This window comes from Alkalibacter saccharofermentans DSM 14828, assembly GCF_900128885.1.
GTDB classification, from domain to species: domain Bacteria; phylum Bacillota; class Clostridia; order Eubacteriales; family Alkalibacteraceae; genus Alkalibacter; species Alkalibacter saccharofermentans.
This window is the reverse complement of the sequence record NZ_FQTU01000022.1, coordinates 1-16620: the sequence shown is the minus strand read 5'-3', so window position 1 is coordinate 16620 and position 16620 is coordinate 1. Positions and strand designations below refer to the sequence as shown.

Here is a 16620-nt window from a genome sequence, read left to right as displayed (position 1 = left end):
GAAATGAGACTCCGTCTCGTAAAAACTGTCTCTAAAAGCAAGATTTCAATACGCGCGTTGCGCTTTTCTCGCGAGTAAAACGAGCTTTTCCCGCGACCAAAGGGAGCATCCCACGTGAGCGAAGTGAACCTTTAACCATTGTCCCACCATGGTTTAACGATTATCTGGGGAATACTGTGTTCGGTGAATCGGTGAGTCTGCTTTTACTCATATCTTATAACTTGATAAGCCCGCGAGCTCGGACGCCAAAGGAGTCCGAGATGCTGTTTCGTTGTATACCAGGAAGAAACAAGTTGTAGAGCATAAAGCTTGCTGTTAATGCTCTTGGATAGTCTGTTTCCAAACGATACATTTTCTCTTTAAATGAGCAAATGAATCGTTTTTTAATTTGAGATTTGAAAAAGAGTCTGCCGCAGTTGTTTAATAGGCATGTATAGTATAAAATCGAGCTATAACAAACATTAGGGAGTGATAAAATGCTTTTGAAAAAGAGAGTAGCTCTGATAACAGGTGGAGCAATGGGGATAGGCAAGGCAATAGCGGTAGACATGGCTAAGGAAGGTGCAAAGGTCGTAATCGCGGATATTTCAGAAGAAGCGGGCAATTCCGCAGTTGCAGAGATTAAGTCTGCGGGAGGAGATGCTTATTTTGTAAAAGCGAATGTAACAGATATGGAAGGGCTAAATAATGCAGCAAAAGAAGTTGAAGACAAAGTCGGCGGAGTTGATATTCTAGTGATAAACGCTGGGATTTCCATAAAGAAGCCTCTAGATGAAGTTGACGAAGCTCTTTGGGATAAAATCGTTGACATAAACCTCAAAGGCTCATTCTTGACATTGAAGGCTTTTGTAGATCAAGTAAGAAAAAGCAAGTATGGCAAAGTGATTTTCATAACCTCCGGATCAGCTTTAACCGGAACAGGTGGAGGAATACATTACGCAGCTTCCAAAGCCGGTCAAAACGCAATGGTGCTGAATCTAGCAAAAGAGCTAGGGCCTTTGGGTATAAACGTAAACGCCATAGCTCCAAGAGTCATTCAGACTGAGATACTCGACCATCTGTACCCCGATGAAGAGAGCAGAAAAAAGCTGATAGAACAAATACCGATTAGGAAGATTGGCCAGCCGGAGGATATAGCTTATATGGCGTCTTTTCTTGCTTCCGATAAGGCTTCCTATATAAACGGACAGATACTCCTGCTTGACGGAGGAAGGACGCACCAGTAGAGTGGAAAGTGGAAAGTTGGAAAGGGGAAAGTTGGAAAGGGGAAAGTTGGAAAGGGGAAAGTTGGAAAGGGGAAAGTTGGAAAGGGGAAAGGGGAAACCTTTTAATTACTTAAAGCTTACAACTTTTTTACGAGACGGAGTCTCATTTCCCGACTGCGCAGCAGTCATTTCCCGCAAGGCGCAGCCCTGCTTCCCACAGTCGCTTTGCGACCAATACGATTGTTTCCCAACTGTTTCCCGATTGCCCAACGACCGTTCAACCGTCATATAACGTATCTCTTGCAACTTAGTGCCCTTTGTGTTCTTCGTGGTTAAAGAACTTGTCATTTGTAACCTGATGTAACAAAAGGGGCGTTTTCATAAAAAAACGCCCTTACATTACATTCGATTACATAGATTTACACAAATGAAACAGAAATTTAACATAAGCTCATCGTGCAAACCATTACATCTAGATTTATCAAAACACTTGTGATAGAATGAAAAAAATTATTAGCGCTGTTTTTACGGCGACATGAAATCATTTTCAAAGGAGGATTTTATTGATGAAGGGTATTGGCGCATCGCCTGGTATTGCAATTGCTCAGGCTTTTGTTCTCAAGCACGAGGAAGTAGTAGTCGACACAAGCACCGTAGAAGACGTTCAGGCTCAACTGGACAGGCTTAAAGTTGCTGTTGACAAATCAAGAGAGCAGCTAAAAGTGATACAGGAAAAAGCGGTCTTGGAACTTGGGGAAGAAGAGGCTAGGATTTTTTCTGCACACTTGATGGTTTTGGATGATCCGGAGTATGTAGGTCAGATCGAAGAAACCATTAAAAGCCAAAAGATTACTGCAGACAATGGAATTAAACAGATAACAGACCAATTTGTAGCTATATTTGAATCCATGGATGATGAATACATGAAGGAAAGAGCTGCAGACATCAAGGATGTAGGCGGCAGACTGATGAGAAACGCATTAGGTTTAAAAGAACAGGATCTAAGCCTCATAGATGAAGATACTGTTGTAATCGCATATGACTTGACACCTTCGGATACGGCCACCATGAACAAAGAAAAGGTACTGGGATTTGCTACTGATATAGGAGGACGTACATCTCATACCGCCATTATGGCAAGGAGTTTAGAAATTCCTGCGGTTCTGGGTTTGAAATCCATAACTCAAGAGGTTAAAGACAAGGATTTGGTAATAGTAGACGGCATAGAAGGCGTCGTTATCGTAAATCCTGACGAAAAGACACAAAAAGAATACCTTGATAAAAAAGCCGGATACGAAGCTTTTATCAAAGAGCTGGCTGAGCTTAAGGATCTTCCCGCCAAGACTGTGGACGGACACGAAGTTGAGCTTGTTGGAAATATCGGAACACCTAAAGATATAGAAGGGGTTCTTAGAAACGGCGGAAGCGGAGTAGGTCTTTACAGGACTGAATTCTTGTATATGGATAGCGACACCATGCCGGATGAAGAAAAACAATACAAGGCTTATAAAGAAGTTCTTGAAGGGATGGGAGACCACCCGGTAATCATAAGGACTTTAGATATAGGAGGAGACAAGAACCTTCCTTACCTTAAATTGGACGAAGAGATGAATCCTTTCCTTGGCCTAAGAGCTGTAAGGCTTTGCTTTGTTGAAAAGGAGCTTTTCAAGACTCAGCTTAGGGCGATCTTGAGGGCCAGCGCATTTGGCAATGCCCATATCATGTTCCCTATGATATCAAATGTGGAAGAAGTAAAGCAGGCAAAGGCAATACTTGAAGAATGTAAGGAAGAGCTAAGAAAAGAGAATATTTCTTTTGACGAAAACATAAAAGTTGGTATAATGGTAGAGATACCATCTGCTGCAGTTACAGCGGATATCATTGCACCTGAGGTGGACTTTTTCAGCATAGGTACAAACGACTTGTGCCAGTATACCCTTGCTGTTGACAGGATGAACGAAACAGTGTCCTACCTGTATCAGCCTCTCAGCCCTGCTATATTAAGGCTGGTCAAGATGGTTATAGACGCATCCCACAACGCAGGGGGCGGCAAATTCACCGGCATGTGCGGCGAGCTCGCAGGAGATCCACATGCGGCGTTGATTCTTTTGGGACTTGGTCTCGATGAATTCAGCATGAGCGCCTCATCAGTGCCGCAGATTAAAAAAATAATAAGAAGCGTCAATAAAAAAGATGCTGAAATAATTGCCGAAAAGGCACTAAAATTATCTACCGAGGCAGAAGTCAAAGCAATGGTAGATGATGAATTAACTAAACTCGATATCAAATTAATTTAGGAGGAAAGAAAAATTATGGCAAGTAAAGAAGTAACAATTTCAAATGCAACAGGGCTGCACGCTAGACCAGCGTCAATGTTCGTTCAAGAAGCAGGAAAGTACAAGTCTGAGGTTAATGTAATCAAAGACGGAAAGAAAATAAACGCAAAGAGCATCATGGGAATTATGGCCGGAGGAATTTCTAAAGGTACGGTCCTTACAATCGAAGCTGAAGGTGAAGATGCTCAAGCAGCTGTTGATTCTCTAGTAGCATTGGTTGAAAGTAAGTTCGGCGAAGATTAATCAGTGAAAACCCGTTTGTTAAAGCGGGTTTTTCTTTTTAAGAAACCTTGTTTTGTATTGCAAATAATCTGTTTAGGCTAAAACTAAGTGGGTATTAATATAAAATAAATACGAGCAAATTCGAGGAGGGTACGTTATGTCTAAAAGTACAAATTTTTTAAGCGGAGTGTTAATAGGAACTATCATCGGAGGCCTGGCAGGTATATTGCTTGCTCCTGAATCCGGCAAAGACACCATGAAGAAACTCAAAGACTTAGGTGATGACTTTGCGGACAATGTCAAGGATTTTAGCAGCGAAGCCATGGAACAAGCAGGTACTTACAAAGAAAGCCTTGAGAAAAAAGTCGAGGACTTAAGCGAAAAGGTAGGGGACAAGGTATCCGGCTACAAAAAAACCCTCGAAGGAAAACTGGAGGAAGTAAAAGGATCCATCGAAGAAGCGATGGATGAACTCGAAGACGAAGCTGAAGGGCTTGGTGAAGAGGCAGAAGAAACGATTGATGAATTTAAAGAATTATAACGACCGAAATGAGGGTGGTATGAATGTTTCAGGAAGCTAGCTTATGGGAGGCGGGAATACTCCTGATAGGAGTCGCCTTCGTTATCGGTGCGATTTACCTAGCCATGACTTTAAAGCGACTTGCTAAGACGATGGAGGATGTAAACTACATAATTGAGGACAATAGGAAAGCCATCGAGCTTATAGTGGCCGAGATTGAAACAATTACAAAAAACTCCTCCATGGTAGTAGAGGATGTTCAGGAATCCGTGGAGTCGCTGAAGAAGTCGGTGATCAATGTAGAAAAGACAGTCAAGACGACAAAGAATTACATTTTATCACCGCTTCTTAAGACAGTGAATTTTGCACATGCAATTGTAAAGATAATGAATCGAAAATCGAGTAAAAAGTAAGAGAAGATTTGAGGAAACTTTGAGTTTCCTCAAAACTTGTGTCGGGAGGAAATAGAAAGAGATGCTGTCAATTAGTATTAACAACGAAAAAGATAGGCTTGAAGTAGCGCTGATAGGCGAAGTCGATATCTACACGGTAGACATGTTGAAGAACAAAATGGATGAAGTCAACGAAATCAAAGGAAAAGAGATCGTGTTCGACTTGGAAAGACTTGACTATATCGACAGTACGGGGCTGGGTGCTTTGATAGGGGTAAAGGGAAAACATCCTGATGCGGTTATTAAAGTAATAAATATGAAGTCCAACGTATCGAGATTATTTGATATCACTGGACTGAGTAAAATTTTTGTTACTGAATAAATATGGAGGAAAAAAATAATATGGAATTACAAACCAAAGAGGATGCAGTTAAAATTTCATTAACACTTCCCGGCATACCGGAATTTGTCAGCGTAGCCCGTCTTACATTGTCAGGCATTGCAAACAAGATGGGCTTTACTGTAGATGCCATAGAGGATCTGAAAGTTGCAGTTTCTGAAGCATGTACGAATGCGATGAAGCATGGATGCAGAATTGCTCAGGACAGTTATAACGTAGACTACATAGTAAATGGAGACAGGCTGATCATAGATGTTTGCGACAAGGGGATAGGCTTTGATTTTGAAGCATTAGAGGCTCCAGATTTTGACAATCCAAAAGAAAACGGGCTTGGTCTCTACATAATCAAAACGTTGATGGACGAAGTAGAAGTAAAAAGTCTGGAGAATAGTGGAACGATTGTCCGAATGATAAAACAATTAGAGGAGTAATATATGGTTAAGGAAGCCTCGGGAAAAGTTAATGTAAAGAATCAGGACAGAAAAAAGTACATTGAAGAGCTTTTTCAGCAATATATAGCTACAAAAGACATTGAGATTCGAAACCGGATTTTTAAAGAATTCATGTATATTCCTGAAATATTATCAAAAAAATATATAAATAAAGGCGTAGATTTTGAAGATATTTACCAAGTAGCGAGCTTGGGTCTTATTTATGCAATCGAAAGGTACGATCCATCTAAAGGGTATGAGTTTTCCAGCTTTGCGACGCCAACGATTCTAGGGGAAATAAAAAAATATTTTAGGGACAAGGAGTGGATAATCAAGGTACCAAGAAGGATTCAGGAACTGTCTCGAAAGATAAATATGTCGAAAGACCATCTTCAGCACAAACTTATGCGGATGCCCACAATTAAAGACATTGCATCATATCTAGATATCCCCGAAGAAGATGTAATTGAGGCAATGGAAGGAAGCTACGCTTACTCTCCTACCTCACTGGATGTAAGAATTAGCAATTCCAAGGATGAAAACGACCTTTCCCTTTTTGAAGTTCTCGGCATTGAAGATCAGCATATGACTGAAATAGAGGATAAGGATCTGATAAAGAACATTTTTGAGGAAATGGATGATTACGACAAGAAAATCATTGTGGACAGGTATTATAACAATAAGAGCCAAAGCGAGATAGCACATGATCTGGGCGTGTCTCAGATGACCATATCCCGACTTGAGAAAAAAATAATCAAAAAATTAAGAGAGAAAATTACTACATAAAAAGCAAGAGCCCCCAGCGAGCTTTTGCTTTTTAAATAAATATATATTATTTGCACAAATTAAATAGAAAATCAGATAGATTTATAATAAAATAATAGCAGATGTTTCTTTGCATGTAACAGGGATATGTATACAAAATAAATTCCAATAGCGAGGGGGAGCAACAATGAAAACGTATCCAACGAGCAATATCAGAAATGTAGCAGTTCTAGGTCACAGCGGCAGCGGAAAGACTACTTTGACAGAAGCTATGGCTTATAATGCAGGAATTATCGACAGGATGGGCAGGGTTGAAGACGGAAACACGATTTCAGATTATGACAGCGAGGAAGCAAAGCGAATAATATCCATAAACGCAGCATCGGTACCATTGGAATATGGAGGCCATAAGATAAATATAATAGATGTTCCGGGATATTTTGATTTTTTAGGTGAGAGCGTCAGTTCTTTGAGGGTGGCTGATGGAGCGGTTTTGGTATTGGATGCCTTGTCGGGAATTGAAGTCGGCACGGAAAAGTCATGGGAAATGGTAAGCAAGCGGAACATCCCTGCAATATTGGTCGTAAACAAAATGGACAGGGAAAATGTCCGTTTTGAGAAAATAATGGATGAGCTCAAAGAGAAGTTTGGTAATAAGATAGTGCCTTTTGAAATACCTTACGGAGAAGGGCTTGACTTTAACGGGGTAATAAATGTGGTAGATATGAAGGGCAGAGAGAGAAAGGGAGACAGATGCTTCGACATGGATGTTCCGGAGGGGATGAAGCCTGAAATCGAACCATTTAGAGAAATGATAATGGAATCGGTTGCACAATCGGACGAAAGCTTAATGGAAAAGTATTTTGCCGGGGAAGAGCTGACAAATGCTGAGATACACGCAGGGCTCAGAAAAGGAGTCCTTGAAGGAGAATTGATACCTGTTCTGTGCGCATCTGGAACCAGAAATACAGGGATTGAGACTTTGATGAGCATGATCATTGAGTATTTCCCATCTCCTGAGGATACGGAAGGAGAAACATTCAAAGACTCAAAAGGAAATGATGGGGTCAAAAAATACGACGCTGGGGATTCGACTTCGGCTTTTGTGTTCAAGACGATAGCAGATCCATATGTAGGAAGGCTTTCTCTGTTTAAAGTGGTATCCGGGTCTTTAAGGCCGGGGATGGAGCTTTTAAATACAGGAAAAAATAAAAAAGAAAAAATAAATCATATATATATACTTAGAGGGAAAAAACAAATAGAGGTGGAAAATCTTCAAGCAGGAGACATAGGAGCTTTTTCAAAACTTGCGGATACCACCACCGGAGATACTCTGTGCGATCCAAAGGATCCGGTTGCGTTCCATCCCATAGTATTTCCTGCCCCTGTAATAGCGCTGGGAGTAGAACCAAAGTCCAAGGGCGATGAAGACAAGATCGGAAGCGGCCTTACAAAGCTCCAGGAAGAAGATCAGACTCTTCATGTGGAAAGAAATACAGAGACCAAGCAGACTCTTATTTCCGGTCTAGGTGAAATGCACATAGAAATAGTGTGCGAGAAGCTTAAAAACAAATTTGGGATAGAGGTAAGCTTAGCGGACCCAAAGATACCCTATAGAGAGACGATCAAGAGCAAGGCTACATCTGAAGGCAAGCATAAGAAGCAATCCGGAGGAAGGGGACAGTTCGGACACGTATACATCAACTTTGAGCCCCTCGGAGATACAGATATAGATTTTGAATTTGTGGACAAGGTGGTCGGGGGCGCAGTTCCTCGAAACTTCATACCTGCAGTGGAAAAGGGCCTTAGAGATTGCATTAAAGAAGGGGTCCTGGCGAAATATCCTGTGGTGGGACTCAGGGCTACTTTGTTTGACGGTTCGTACCATGCAGTAGATTCAGATGAGATGTCATTTAAGATGGCTGCTTCCATAGCGTATAAGAAGGGGCTAAAGGAAGCCTCTCCGGTGATTTTAGAACCTGTTTACAGTGTTGATATAACCATTCCCGAAGATTACATGGGAGACATCATGGGGGATTTGAACAAAAAGCGTGGAAGGATACTGGGAATGGAGCCGGTTGAGGGCGGAAAGCAAAAGATCTTGGCAGAAGCTCCATTGGCGGAGATGTTCAAATACGCGACGGAGCTTAGAAGCATGACTCAAGCCAGAGGTGATTTTGCAATGTCATTCGCAAGGTACGAAGAACTGCCGACAGCTTTGGCTGACAAGGTAATCGAAGCTTCAAAAAAAGAAGAAAACTAATCGTAGAATTTAAGGGAAAGCTGCAAATAAGCATTGCAGCTTTCCCTTCTTTACTTTTTGGCTCAATGTGATAGAATGGAAGTGACAAAAAGAACCGTCCCTAATGTCAATAAGCAATAAAGGATATGTCAGAAAGGTGATGAATATGGCTAGAAATCCAAGAGAGATCAGCAAAAGCAGATTTTATCACATACTGGTCCGGGGAAGCGGTGGCAAAGATATATTCAAGGATAATGAAGACAAGGAAAAGATACTATCTATCGTATCAAGGATTCTTAAGGATAACCTCATTACCCTATACGCATACTGTATAATGGACAATCATGCCCATTTTGTAGTGGAAGAATTGGATGAGGACATATCTGCAGTAATGAAGAGGATAAACGTGTCGTATGCTGCCTATCACAATAAGAAGCACTGCGTCAGTGGCCAGGTCTTTTACGACCGGTTTAAAAGCGAGGCAATCGAAGATTTTAAGGACTTGCTAAAGGTAATGCGGTTCATACACAATAATCCGGTAATAGGCGGTTTTGTCGAGAAACAATGCGATTATCCATGGAGCAGCTATATGGAGTATATTAAAGAGCGGAAGAATAAACTGGTGGTTCTTGACAAAGTGCTAAAAAGCTTTGAAAATTCAGGAAATGACCGGATGGATAGTTTCATTAGATATATGCTGGAGGAGAACAACGACATCTACATGGATCTGGAGGAAAGCGTAGAGAGGCGCATAAGGGGCGAAGTAGAGTTGTATTTGCAAAAAAACAGTATTGAATTGGATGAACTTGGGTATAAAGAAAATAACATTCACCGGGACAGGCTGATATTGGCAGTTAGCCAAAAAGGTGGGATGTCCATTAGAAAAACGGCAGAAATCCTTAATCTTAATAGAGGCGTAGTATACAAGATCTTATCTGAACATAGAAGGGGCAAGTAGAAAGGAGGGCTGAAAATGTTGTGCGATAATTGTAAAAAAAGACAGGCGTCGATACATATAACAAAAATAATAAACGGAGAGAAAAGGGAGGTTCATCTGTGCGAACAGTGTACGTCCTTGGAACAAATAGGGGAAAACGTGTTGAATTTCAAGAATTTCATTACGAATTTCACCGATTTTGGAAGCGAGTCGGATAAAGGATTTTCCGACTACGACGAGCCTGCCTGCGATCACTGTGGGATGACCTATGAGATGTTTAAAAAATACGGCAAATTTGGTTGCGAGCATTGCTATGACGCCTTCGAACCTATGATCAGCCCAATGATAAAAAGGATGCAAGGGAAAAACATACACATTGGCAAAATCGTAAACAACGGGGGAGAGGATATCAGAAAGAAGCGTGAAATCGACGAACTCAACCAAAAACTCAAGGCGGCGGTAGAAAAGGAAGAGTACGAGCAAGCTGCGGTGTACAGGGACATGATTAAAGAACTTACAAAGGAAATAGAAAAGAAGGGTTGAAACTGGGAGGCTTTTAATATGGGTTCGTGGAAATACGAAGACAAGGAAAGAGACATAGTAATCAGCAGCAGGATAAGACTGGCAAGAAATATTAAAGGCATGCCTTTTCCGATTCTGTTGCCGGAGCACAAAGCCCGGCTGCTTGTGGATTTGATTTTCAACTGTCTGGAAAAGGACGAGTCTCTCGGAACGGAATTTACGAAAATCGAAGTCGGAAGGGTAGGCAATAACGAAAGAAGAGTGCTTGTAGAAAAGCATCTTACCAGTCCTGAGCTTGGCAGCAATAAATGTGCGGCTGTATTCATAAATAAAAATGAAGATATCAGCATAATGGCAAATGAAGAGGACCATGTGAGGATACAGTGCATACAGGAAGGCTTTCAGCTCCATAAGACATACGAAATGGCAAACGCGGTAGATGATGTGCTTGAAAAGTGCGTCGATTTCGCATACCATGAAAAATACGGTTATCTAACCGCTTGTCCTACCAATGTAGGCACAGGGATGAGGGCTTCAGTGATGCTGCACCTGCCCTCATTGACACTTAATAATCAGATAAATACCATGATAGTCACATTGGCTAAATTCGGTTTGACCATAAGGGGCATTTACGGTGAGGGAACCCAGGCATTGGGAGACTTATACCAAATATCAAATCAAAATACCCTGGGCATGACGGAGCGGGAGCTTATAGAAAACCTTCACGATGTGGCCAGGGAGATAATAAAAAAGGAAAGGGAACACAGATACGAGATATTAAACACCAACAGGATTTATCTGGAGGACAAAATATACCGGGCATTTGGCGTACTGTCAAACGCAAGGTCCATAAATGCAGAAGAGAGCATGAAGCTATTGTCTCTAGTCAGATTGGGCTCCGACTTGGAGCTTATAGATCAGGACATCGGAACTATAAACGACTTGATGGTAAACATTCAGCCAGGGATACTATCGGGGATTTACGGAGGAGATTTGACTGAAATCGACAGGGACAGGATAAGGGCTGAACATATCAGAAAATTCTTAAAATCTGAATAGGAGGAACAATCAATGGCTATATTTGGAAGATTCACGGAGAGAGCTCAAAAGGTTTTGATGCTTTCTCAGGAAGAAGCAAAGAAATTAAACCATAATTACATAGGAAGCGAGCACCTGCTCTTGGGGCTGATCAAAGAAGGAGAGGGGATCGCGGCCTTGGCGCTAAAAAACCTGGGTGTTGCCTTTGATAAAGCGGCAAAGCAAGTTGAGACCCTTTTGGGTAGAGGAGAAGATCCAGTCAACGACATCATCGGATATACTCCAAGAACAAAAAAAATACTGGAGCTCAGCTTGATGGAAGCAAGAGCTCTTAATCAAAGCTATATAGGGACTGAACATATACTTCTAGGTCTTACCAGAGAGGGAGAAGGCGTAGGTGCCAAGATCCTAAGCGACCTTGGATTAGATTTTGAAAAAATAAGGGAAGAAATAATTAAGCTCATGAACTCTTCCCCTACACAGAATCAAAAGGCGCAGCAGCCTAAGAATGCCAATACCAAAAATCTGGACAAATTCGGACGAGATCTCACTCAGATGGCGGACGAAGGACAACTTGACCCTGTAATCGGAAGGGATCCGGAAATTCAGCGTGTGATACAGATCTTAAGCAGACGAACAAAAAATAATCCCTGCTTGATAGGTGAACCTGGTGTAGGAAAGACTGCAATTGCAGAGGGACTTGCTCAGAAGATCACATCAGGGAATGTGCCTGAAAACCTGAGAGACAAAAGGGTAGTCTCCCTTGATCTATCTTCAATGGTTGCCGGAGCCAAATATAGGGGAGAATTTGAGGATAGGCTCAAAAATACCATGGAGGAGATAAAACAGGCTGGTAACATAATTTTGTTTATCGATGAGATGCATACAATAATAGGCGCAGGAGCCGCTGAAGGGGCCATAGATGCCTCGAACATACTAAAACCAGCACTAGCCAGGGGGCAGCTTCAAGCTATTGGTGCTACCACGCTGGACGAATATAGAAAGTACGTAGAAAAGGACTCTGCGTTGGAAAGAAGATTTCAGCCTGTAGAGATTGGAGAGCCTTCAAAGGAAGAAGCTTATGAGATACTAAAAGGATTGAGGGACAGATACGAAGCCCACCACAAAGTCACAATAACTGACGAGGCGCTAAAGGCTGCGGTAGAGCTTTCCCACAGGTACATAAACGACAGGTATCTTCCGGATAAGGCCATCGACCTTATAGACGAAGCCGCATCTAAAATAAGACTTAACATGCTTACGGCACCTCCGGAAATTAAAGATCTGGAGGCAAAAATAGAGAAGTACGAGCAGGAAAAAGAAGAAGCGGTGGCTTCTCAGGATTACGAGAAAGCTGCTGAGATAAGGGACTTTGAGAACAAGGCTAAAGAAAAGCTTGTTGAAATCAAAAAGACCTGGAGGCAAAAGAGCAACACCGGAACAGGGGGAGAAGTTGGAGCTGAAGAGATTGCCCAAATAGTTTCCAGCTGGTCCGGGGTTCCCGTTAAGAAACTGGCCCAGGAAGAATCCGAGAAGCTCCTCCATATGGAAGAGGAGCTGCACAAAAGGGTCATAGGACAGGATGAGGCGGTTAAAGCCGTATCTAGGGCGATAAGGCGTGCTAGAGTCGGTCTTAAGGACCCCAAAAGACCTATAGGCTCGTTCATATTTCTAGGCCCCACAGGTGTGGGGAAAACGGAACTTAGCAAGGCGCTTGCAGAAATCATGTTCGGGGATGAGGACTCAATGATCAGAGTGGACATGAGCGAGTACATGGAAAAACATTCTGTTTCCCGGCTTATTGGGTCTCCACCGGGATATGTGGGTTACGATGAAGGAGGACAACTGACAGAAAAAGTAAGGAGAAAGCCGTATTCAGTGATTCTTCTGGATGAAATCGAAAAGGCTCATCCGGATGTTTTCAACATACTGCTTCAGATTCTGGAAGACGGAAGGTTGACGGATGGAAAGGGAAGGACTGTAGATTTTAAGAATACAGTAGTGATAATGACATCCAACGTAGGAGCCCACACGATTAAAAAGGGCAAGACGCTGGGCTTCTCAGCGGGAGAAAACCTGCAGCAGGATGAATACGACAAAATGAAGGGCAATGTGATGGAAGAGCTTCGAAGAAGCTTCAGGCCAGAGTTCTTAAACCGTATAGACGAGGTCATAGTGTTCCACCAGCTGGATGACAAACACTTAGGTGAGATAATTGACATACTCCTTGTTCAGCTCGCAAATAGGCTTAAAGATCTTGAGATAGACATTGAATTCAGTGAGGATGCGAAAAGATACCTGGCAGAAAGAGGCGCAAATCTTGAATATGGCGCACGACCTCTAAGAAGAACGATTCAAAAAGAAGTTGAGGACAAGCTTTCTGAAGAGCTCCTAAAAGGCAATGTACACAAAGGGGGAGCCATCAAAGTAAGCATATCCGATGATGAGCTGATATTTGAAAATAATTAATAGCATTTGACATTTGGCAACAGAATCTATACAATCTAAGTAAATAAATATCCGGGGAGCTGAAAAGCTGAGAGGAAACTTGATTTCGACCCGATAACCTGATACGGATAATGCCGTCGTAGGGAGATAACATTAGGATTTTACAGACTAAGACTCTTTCCGTATCAGCGGAGGGAGTCTTTTTTTCTTTGTTTGACCACCGGTACAAGGAGGAAGCAAATGGAATTTACTACACAGATGGACGCTGCAAGAAAGGGAATAATAACCAAGCAAATCAAGAAAGTGGCCCTTGAGGAGGGAATGCATGTTGAAGAGCTCATGGACCTTGTAGCCAAGGGACAGGTAGCAATACCGGCAAATAAAAAACACCTTAGCCTTTCCCCCAAGGGAATAGGAAACAAACTGAAGACCAAGATTAATGTAAATCTAGGCGTTTCCAAGGATTGCGAGGATTATGATCTGGAGATGAGCAAGGTAAACAAAGCTGTAGAGCTTGGAGCGGATGCGATAATGGATTTGAGCTCTGCAGGAGAAAGAGGGGCGCTCAGGCATAGGCTGATAAAGGAATGCCCGGCAGCTATAGGCACTGTGCCGGTATACGATGCAATAATACACTACGACAAGCCCCTGGATCAGATCACTGGTGAGGAATTCATCGACGTTGTGCGACTTCATGCCAAAGATGGAGTTGATTTCATGACCATGCATTGCGGTCTTACAAGGGAAAGCTCCAAGCATGTAAAGCGTGGAGAAAGGCTGACTAACATCGTATCAAGGGGAGGCTCTTTGATATTTTCCTGGATGGAGATGACAGGGAAAGAGAATCCTTTTTATGAATTTTACGATGAGATACTGGATATCTGCAGAGAGCACGATGTAACCATGAGTTTGGGGGATGCCTGCAGGCCCGGGTGCATCGAAGATGCTTCCGACGTAAGCCAAATAGAAGAGCTTGTGATACTGGGAGATCTAACCAGGAGAGCTTGGGAAAAGGACGTGCAGGTGATAATCGAGGGTCCGGGACACATGCCTATCGATCAGATAGAAGCGAATATGAAGATACAGCAAACGATATGCAAAGGCGCTCCATTTTACGTTTTGGGCCCTCTTGTTACTGATGTGGCGCCTGGCTATGACCACATAACTTCAGCTATAGGCGGGGCTATAGCGGCTACATATGGGGCTTCATTCTTGTGCTATGTAACCCCTGCAGAGCATTTGAGGTTGCCGGATCTAGATGATATGAAAGAGGGAATAATAGCTTCAAAGATTGCAGCCCACGCTGCGGATATAGCCAAGGGGATAAAAGGTGCGTCTGATTGGGATAAAAAGATGAGCCAAGCCAGAAAGGATTTGGATTGGGAAGGTATGTTCAAGCTATCCATTGATGAAGAAAAGGCTAGAAGATACAGAGAAGAGTCCATGCCTGAGAACGAGGACACCTGCACTATGTGTGGGAAATTCTGTGCTGTTAGAAACATGAACAAAACTTTAAATGGAGAATACGTGGATGTCATATAACTCTGATTACATCGAAAGAATACGTAGAGCTAACCCGATAGTCCATAACATAACGAATTACGTCACAGTCAATGACTGTGCCAACATATTGTTGGCGATAGGAGCATCACCCATAATGGCTGATGATGAGGAGGAAGTGGAAGAGATCGCCGGCATTTCAAAAGCTTTGGTGATTAACATAGGCACTTTGAACCAAAGAACGATGGGCTCGATGGTGAAAGCCGGGAAAAAGGCCAATAATTCAGGGATACCTGTTATTTTGGATCCGGTAGGATGCGGAGCCTCGAATATGAGGACGAAGATGACTCTAAAACTTCTTGAAGAGGTGAAAATTTCAGTGATGAGAGGGAATGCATCAGAGATTAAAAGTGCATTTTCAATAAAGGGTGCCAAGACCAATGGCGTTGATGCGAGCTTTTCAGACAGTAAGGACCTTGAGGAGATTTGCAACGTAGCAAGAGATTTTGCTTTGAATATAAAAGGTGTGGTGGCAGTTACAGGGAAAGAGGATGTTGTAAGTGACGGCATGGAAACGTACGTAGTAAAAAATGGCGTGGAAAGCATGGCAAAGATAACAGGTACAGGATGCATGCTATCATCCCTCACTGGAGGATTCATAGCATCAAACCCTGTAAATGCAAAGACTGTATCCGCGGCGGTGGCAACCATGGGACTTGCCGGTGAACTAGGATATTCTAAAGGAATGGGTACAGGTAGCTTCCGCGTGTCTTTGATGGATATGGTGAGCCTTATGGATGATCAGGTGTTGAAAGAAGGGATTAAGATTGAAAGATTCAAAGGATAAACTGGGAGTTTATTTAGTTACAGACAGAAGATGGCTGGATGGAAGACAGCTCTGTGGCTGTGTAGAATCAGCCTTGGAAAGTGGAGTGGATTTCGTGCAGCTGAGAGAAAAAGGTATTTCCCGGGAAATATATAAAGAGGATGCAATTAAGATAAAAAAGATCTGCGAAAGATTCGATGTCCCATTTGTGATAAACGACGACGTTTGGGCGGCTGTCGAATTTGATGCCGACGGAGTCCACATAGGTCAAGGAGATGAAGAGATAAGAAAAGCCAGAGAGATACTCGGAGAAAAGAAGATAATAGGGGTTTCCGTATCCAATCTGGAAGAGGCGCTCAAGGCGGAAAAAGAGGGAGCGGATTATCTGGGGGTAGGTGCCGTGTTTGCCACAGGCTCCAAAAATGATACAAAAGCGGTGAAGCTGGAAGACCTAGAAATAATCTGCGATAGCGTGGATATTCCTGTAGTTGCAATCGGCGGCATCGACAAGGGCAATGCTGCAGCTGTTAAGGCGACAGGTGCCTCCGGAATAGCAGTCATCTCGGCGATATTGGCATGTAACGACGTGGGAGAGGCAGCAAGGGAGCTTTGCGACATTTGGAAAGCGGAAAGTGGAAAGCAGAAAGTTGGTTAGTTGGAAAGTTGGTCAGTTGGAAAGTAGAAAGCGACCAATACGATTGTTTCCCAACTGTTTCCCGATTGCCCAACGACCGTTTAACATGTATTTCCCGGATAATAGTTAAACCATGGTGGGACAATGGTTAAAGGTTCACTTCGCTCACGTGGGATGCTCCCTTTGGTCACGGGAAAAGCGC

The 16620-nt window shown here is 42.7% G+C and carries 16 protein-coding genes and 1 riboswitch; all 16 genes read left to right on the top strand.

Annotated features, from left to right (window positions below; genetic code table 11):
* Positions 1-476 precede the first annotated feature (476 nt).
* Positions 477-1226, top strand: a complete 750-nt coding sequence (locus BUB93_RS10885; protein ID WP_073272144.1) for an SDR family NAD(P)-dependent oxidoreductase — start codon at positions 477-479, stop codon at positions 1224-1226.
* Positions 1227-1771: 545 nt separating this feature from the next.
* Positions 1772-3502 carry a phosphoenolpyruvate--protein phosphotransferase gene (gene ptsP / locus BUB93_RS10875; RefSeq protein ID WP_200789516.1) on the top strand — a complete coding sequence of 577 codons (1731 nt, stop codon included), beginning with the start codon at positions 1772-1774 and terminating at the stop codon, positions 3500-3502.
* Positions 3503-3517: 15 nt separating this feature from the next.
* Complete coding sequence (locus tag BUB93_RS10870) at positions 3518-3784, top strand: HPr family phosphocarrier protein (RefSeq protein WP_073272135.1); 267 nt, start codon at positions 3518-3520, stop codon at positions 3782-3784.
* Positions 3785-3920: 136 nt separating this feature from the next.
* Positions 3921-4304, top strand: coding sequence for a YtxH domain-containing protein (locus BUB93_RS10865; protein WP_073272132.1), 384 nt, complete (start codon positions 3921-3923; stop codon positions 4302-4304).
* A 23-nt stretch (positions 4305-4327) separates the two neighbouring features.
* The gene (locus BUB93_RS10860) at positions 4328-4696 is read left to right on the top strand and encodes a DUF948 domain-containing protein (protein WP_073272129.1); all 369 of its coding nucleotides are present in this window, start codon (positions 4328-4330) and stop codon (positions 4694-4696) included.
* Positions 4697-4757: 61 nt separating this feature from the next.
* Positions 4758-5057 carry an STAS domain-containing protein gene (locus tag BUB93_RS10855; RefSeq protein WP_073272126.1) on the top strand — a complete coding sequence of 100 codons (300 nt, stop codon included), beginning with the start codon at positions 4758-4760 and terminating at the stop codon, positions 5055-5057.
* 20 nt (positions 5058-5077) lie between these two features.
* Positions 5078-5506: an ATP-binding protein gene (locus BUB93_RS10850; RefSeq protein ID WP_073272124.1), complete on the top strand. Its 429-nt coding sequence runs from the start codon at positions 5078-5080 to the stop codon at positions 5504-5506.
* Positions 5507-5509: 3 nt separating this feature from the next.
* Entirely contained in the window at positions 5510-6292 is a 783-nt protein-coding gene (locus BUB93_RS10845; protein WP_073272121.1) for a SigB/SigF/SigG family RNA polymerase sigma factor, read from the top strand.
* A 166-nt stretch (positions 6293-6458) separates the two neighbouring features.
* Positions 6459-8534 carry an elongation factor G gene (gene fusA / locus BUB93_RS10840; RefSeq protein WP_073272118.1) on the top strand — a complete coding sequence of 692 codons (2076 nt, stop codon included), beginning with the start codon at positions 6459-6461 and terminating at the stop codon, positions 8532-8534.
* 145 nt (positions 8535-8679) lie between these two features.
* The gene (locus BUB93_RS10835) at positions 8680-9471 is read left to right on the top strand and encodes a transposase (protein ID WP_073272115.1); all 792 of its coding nucleotides are present in this window, start codon (positions 8680-8682) and stop codon (positions 9469-9471) included.
* Positions 9472-9486: 15 nt separating this feature from the next.
* Entirely contained in the window at positions 9487-9993 is a 507-nt protein-coding gene (locus tag BUB93_RS10830) for a UvrB/UvrC motif-containing protein (RefSeq protein WP_073272112.1), read from the top strand.
* A gap of 18 nt (positions 9994-10011) precedes the next feature.
* On the top strand, positions 10012-11031 hold the full coding sequence (locus BUB93_RS10825; protein ID WP_073272110.1) for a protein arginine kinase: 1020 nt from the start codon (positions 10012-10014) through the stop codon (positions 11029-11031).
* A gap of 12 nt (positions 11032-11043) precedes the next feature.
* Positions 11044-13479 (top strand): ATP-dependent Clp protease ATP-binding subunit, encoded by a 2436-nt coding sequence (locus tag BUB93_RS10820; RefSeq protein ID WP_073272106.1) that lies wholly within the window; start codon positions 11044-11046, stop codon positions 13477-13479.
* A gap of 42 nt (positions 13480-13521) precedes the next feature.
* Positions 13522-13621: riboswitch (TPP riboswitch) on the top strand.
* Between the two features lie 77 nt (positions 13622-13698).
* Positions 13699-15000 carry a phosphomethylpyrimidine synthase ThiC gene (thiC, locus tag BUB93_RS10815; protein ID WP_073272103.1) on the top strand — a complete coding sequence of 434 codons (1302 nt, stop codon included), beginning with the start codon at positions 13699-13701 and terminating at the stop codon, positions 14998-15000.
* Entirely contained in the window at positions 14990-15805 is an 816-nt protein-coding gene (gene thiM, locus BUB93_RS10810; protein WP_073272099.1) for a hydroxyethylthiazole kinase, read from the top strand. The genes thiC and thiM overlap by 11 nt, the downstream gene beginning before the upstream one ends.
* Positions 15786-16439, top strand: a complete 654-nt coding sequence (gene thiE, locus BUB93_RS10805) for a thiamine phosphate synthase (RefSeq protein ID WP_073272097.1) — start codon at positions 15786-15788, stop codon at positions 16437-16439. The genes thiM and thiE overlap by 20 nt, the downstream gene beginning before the upstream one ends.
* Positions 16440-16620: the final 181 nt, after the last annotated feature.

What these genes read in the sequence shown, in the direction of transcription:
- BUB93_RS10845 (WP_073272121.1), top strand. Translation starts at nt 5,510, where the DNA reads ATGGTTAAGGAAGCCTCGGGAAAAGTTAATGTAAAGAATCAGGACAGA.
- BUB93_RS10885 (WP_073272144.1), top strand. Translation starts at nt 477, where the DNA reads ATGCTTTTGAAAAAGAGAGTAGCTCTGATAACAGGTGGAGCAATGGGG.
- BUB93_RS10850 (WP_073272124.1), top strand. Translation starts at nt 5,078, where the DNA reads ATGGAATTACAAACCAAAGAGGATGCAGTTAAAATTTCATTAACACTT.
- fusA (WP_073272118.1), top strand. Translation starts at nt 6,459, where the DNA reads ATGAAAACGTATCCAACGAGCAATATCAGAAATGTAGCAGTTCTAGGT.
- BUB93_RS10830 (WP_073272112.1), top strand. Translation starts at nt 9,487, where the DNA reads ATGTTGTGCGATAATTGTAAAAAAAGACAGGCGTCGATACATATAACA.
- BUB93_RS10835 (WP_073272115.1), top strand. Translation starts at nt 8,680, where the DNA reads ATGGCTAGAAATCCAAGAGAGATCAGCAAAAGCAGATTTTATCACATA.
- BUB93_RS10855 (WP_073272126.1), top strand. Translation starts at nt 4,758, where the DNA reads ATGCTGTCAATTAGTATTAACAACGAAAAAGATAGGCTTGAAGTAGCG.
- BUB93_RS10865 (WP_073272132.1), top strand. Translation starts at nt 3,921, where the DNA reads ATGTCTAAAAGTACAAATTTTTTAAGCGGAGTGTTAATAGGAACTATC.
- ptsP (WP_200789516.1), top strand. Translation starts at nt 1,772, where the DNA reads ATGAAGGGTATTGGCGCATCGCCTGGTATTGCAATTGCTCAGGCTTTT.
- BUB93_RS10820 (WP_073272106.1), top strand. Translation starts at nt 11,044, where the DNA reads ATGGCTATATTTGGAAGATTCACGGAGAGAGCTCAAAAGGTTTTGATG.
- thiC (WP_073272103.1), top strand. Translation starts at nt 13,699, where the DNA reads ATGGAATTTACTACACAGATGGACGCTGCAAGAAAGGGAATAATAACC.
- BUB93_RS10825 (WP_073272110.1), top strand. Translation starts at nt 10,012, where the DNA reads ATGGGTTCGTGGAAATACGAAGACAAGGAAAGAGACATAGTAATCAGC.
- thiM (WP_073272099.1), top strand. Translation starts at nt 14,990, where the DNA reads ATGTCATATAACTCTGATTACATCGAAAGAATACGTAGAGCTAACCCG.
- BUB93_RS10860 (WP_073272129.1), top strand. Translation starts at nt 4,328, where the DNA reads ATGTTTCAGGAAGCTAGCTTATGGGAGGCGGGAATACTCCTGATAGGA.
- BUB93_RS10870 (WP_073272135.1), top strand. Translation starts at nt 3,518, where the DNA reads ATGGCAAGTAAAGAAGTAACAATTTCAAATGCAACAGGGCTGCACGCT.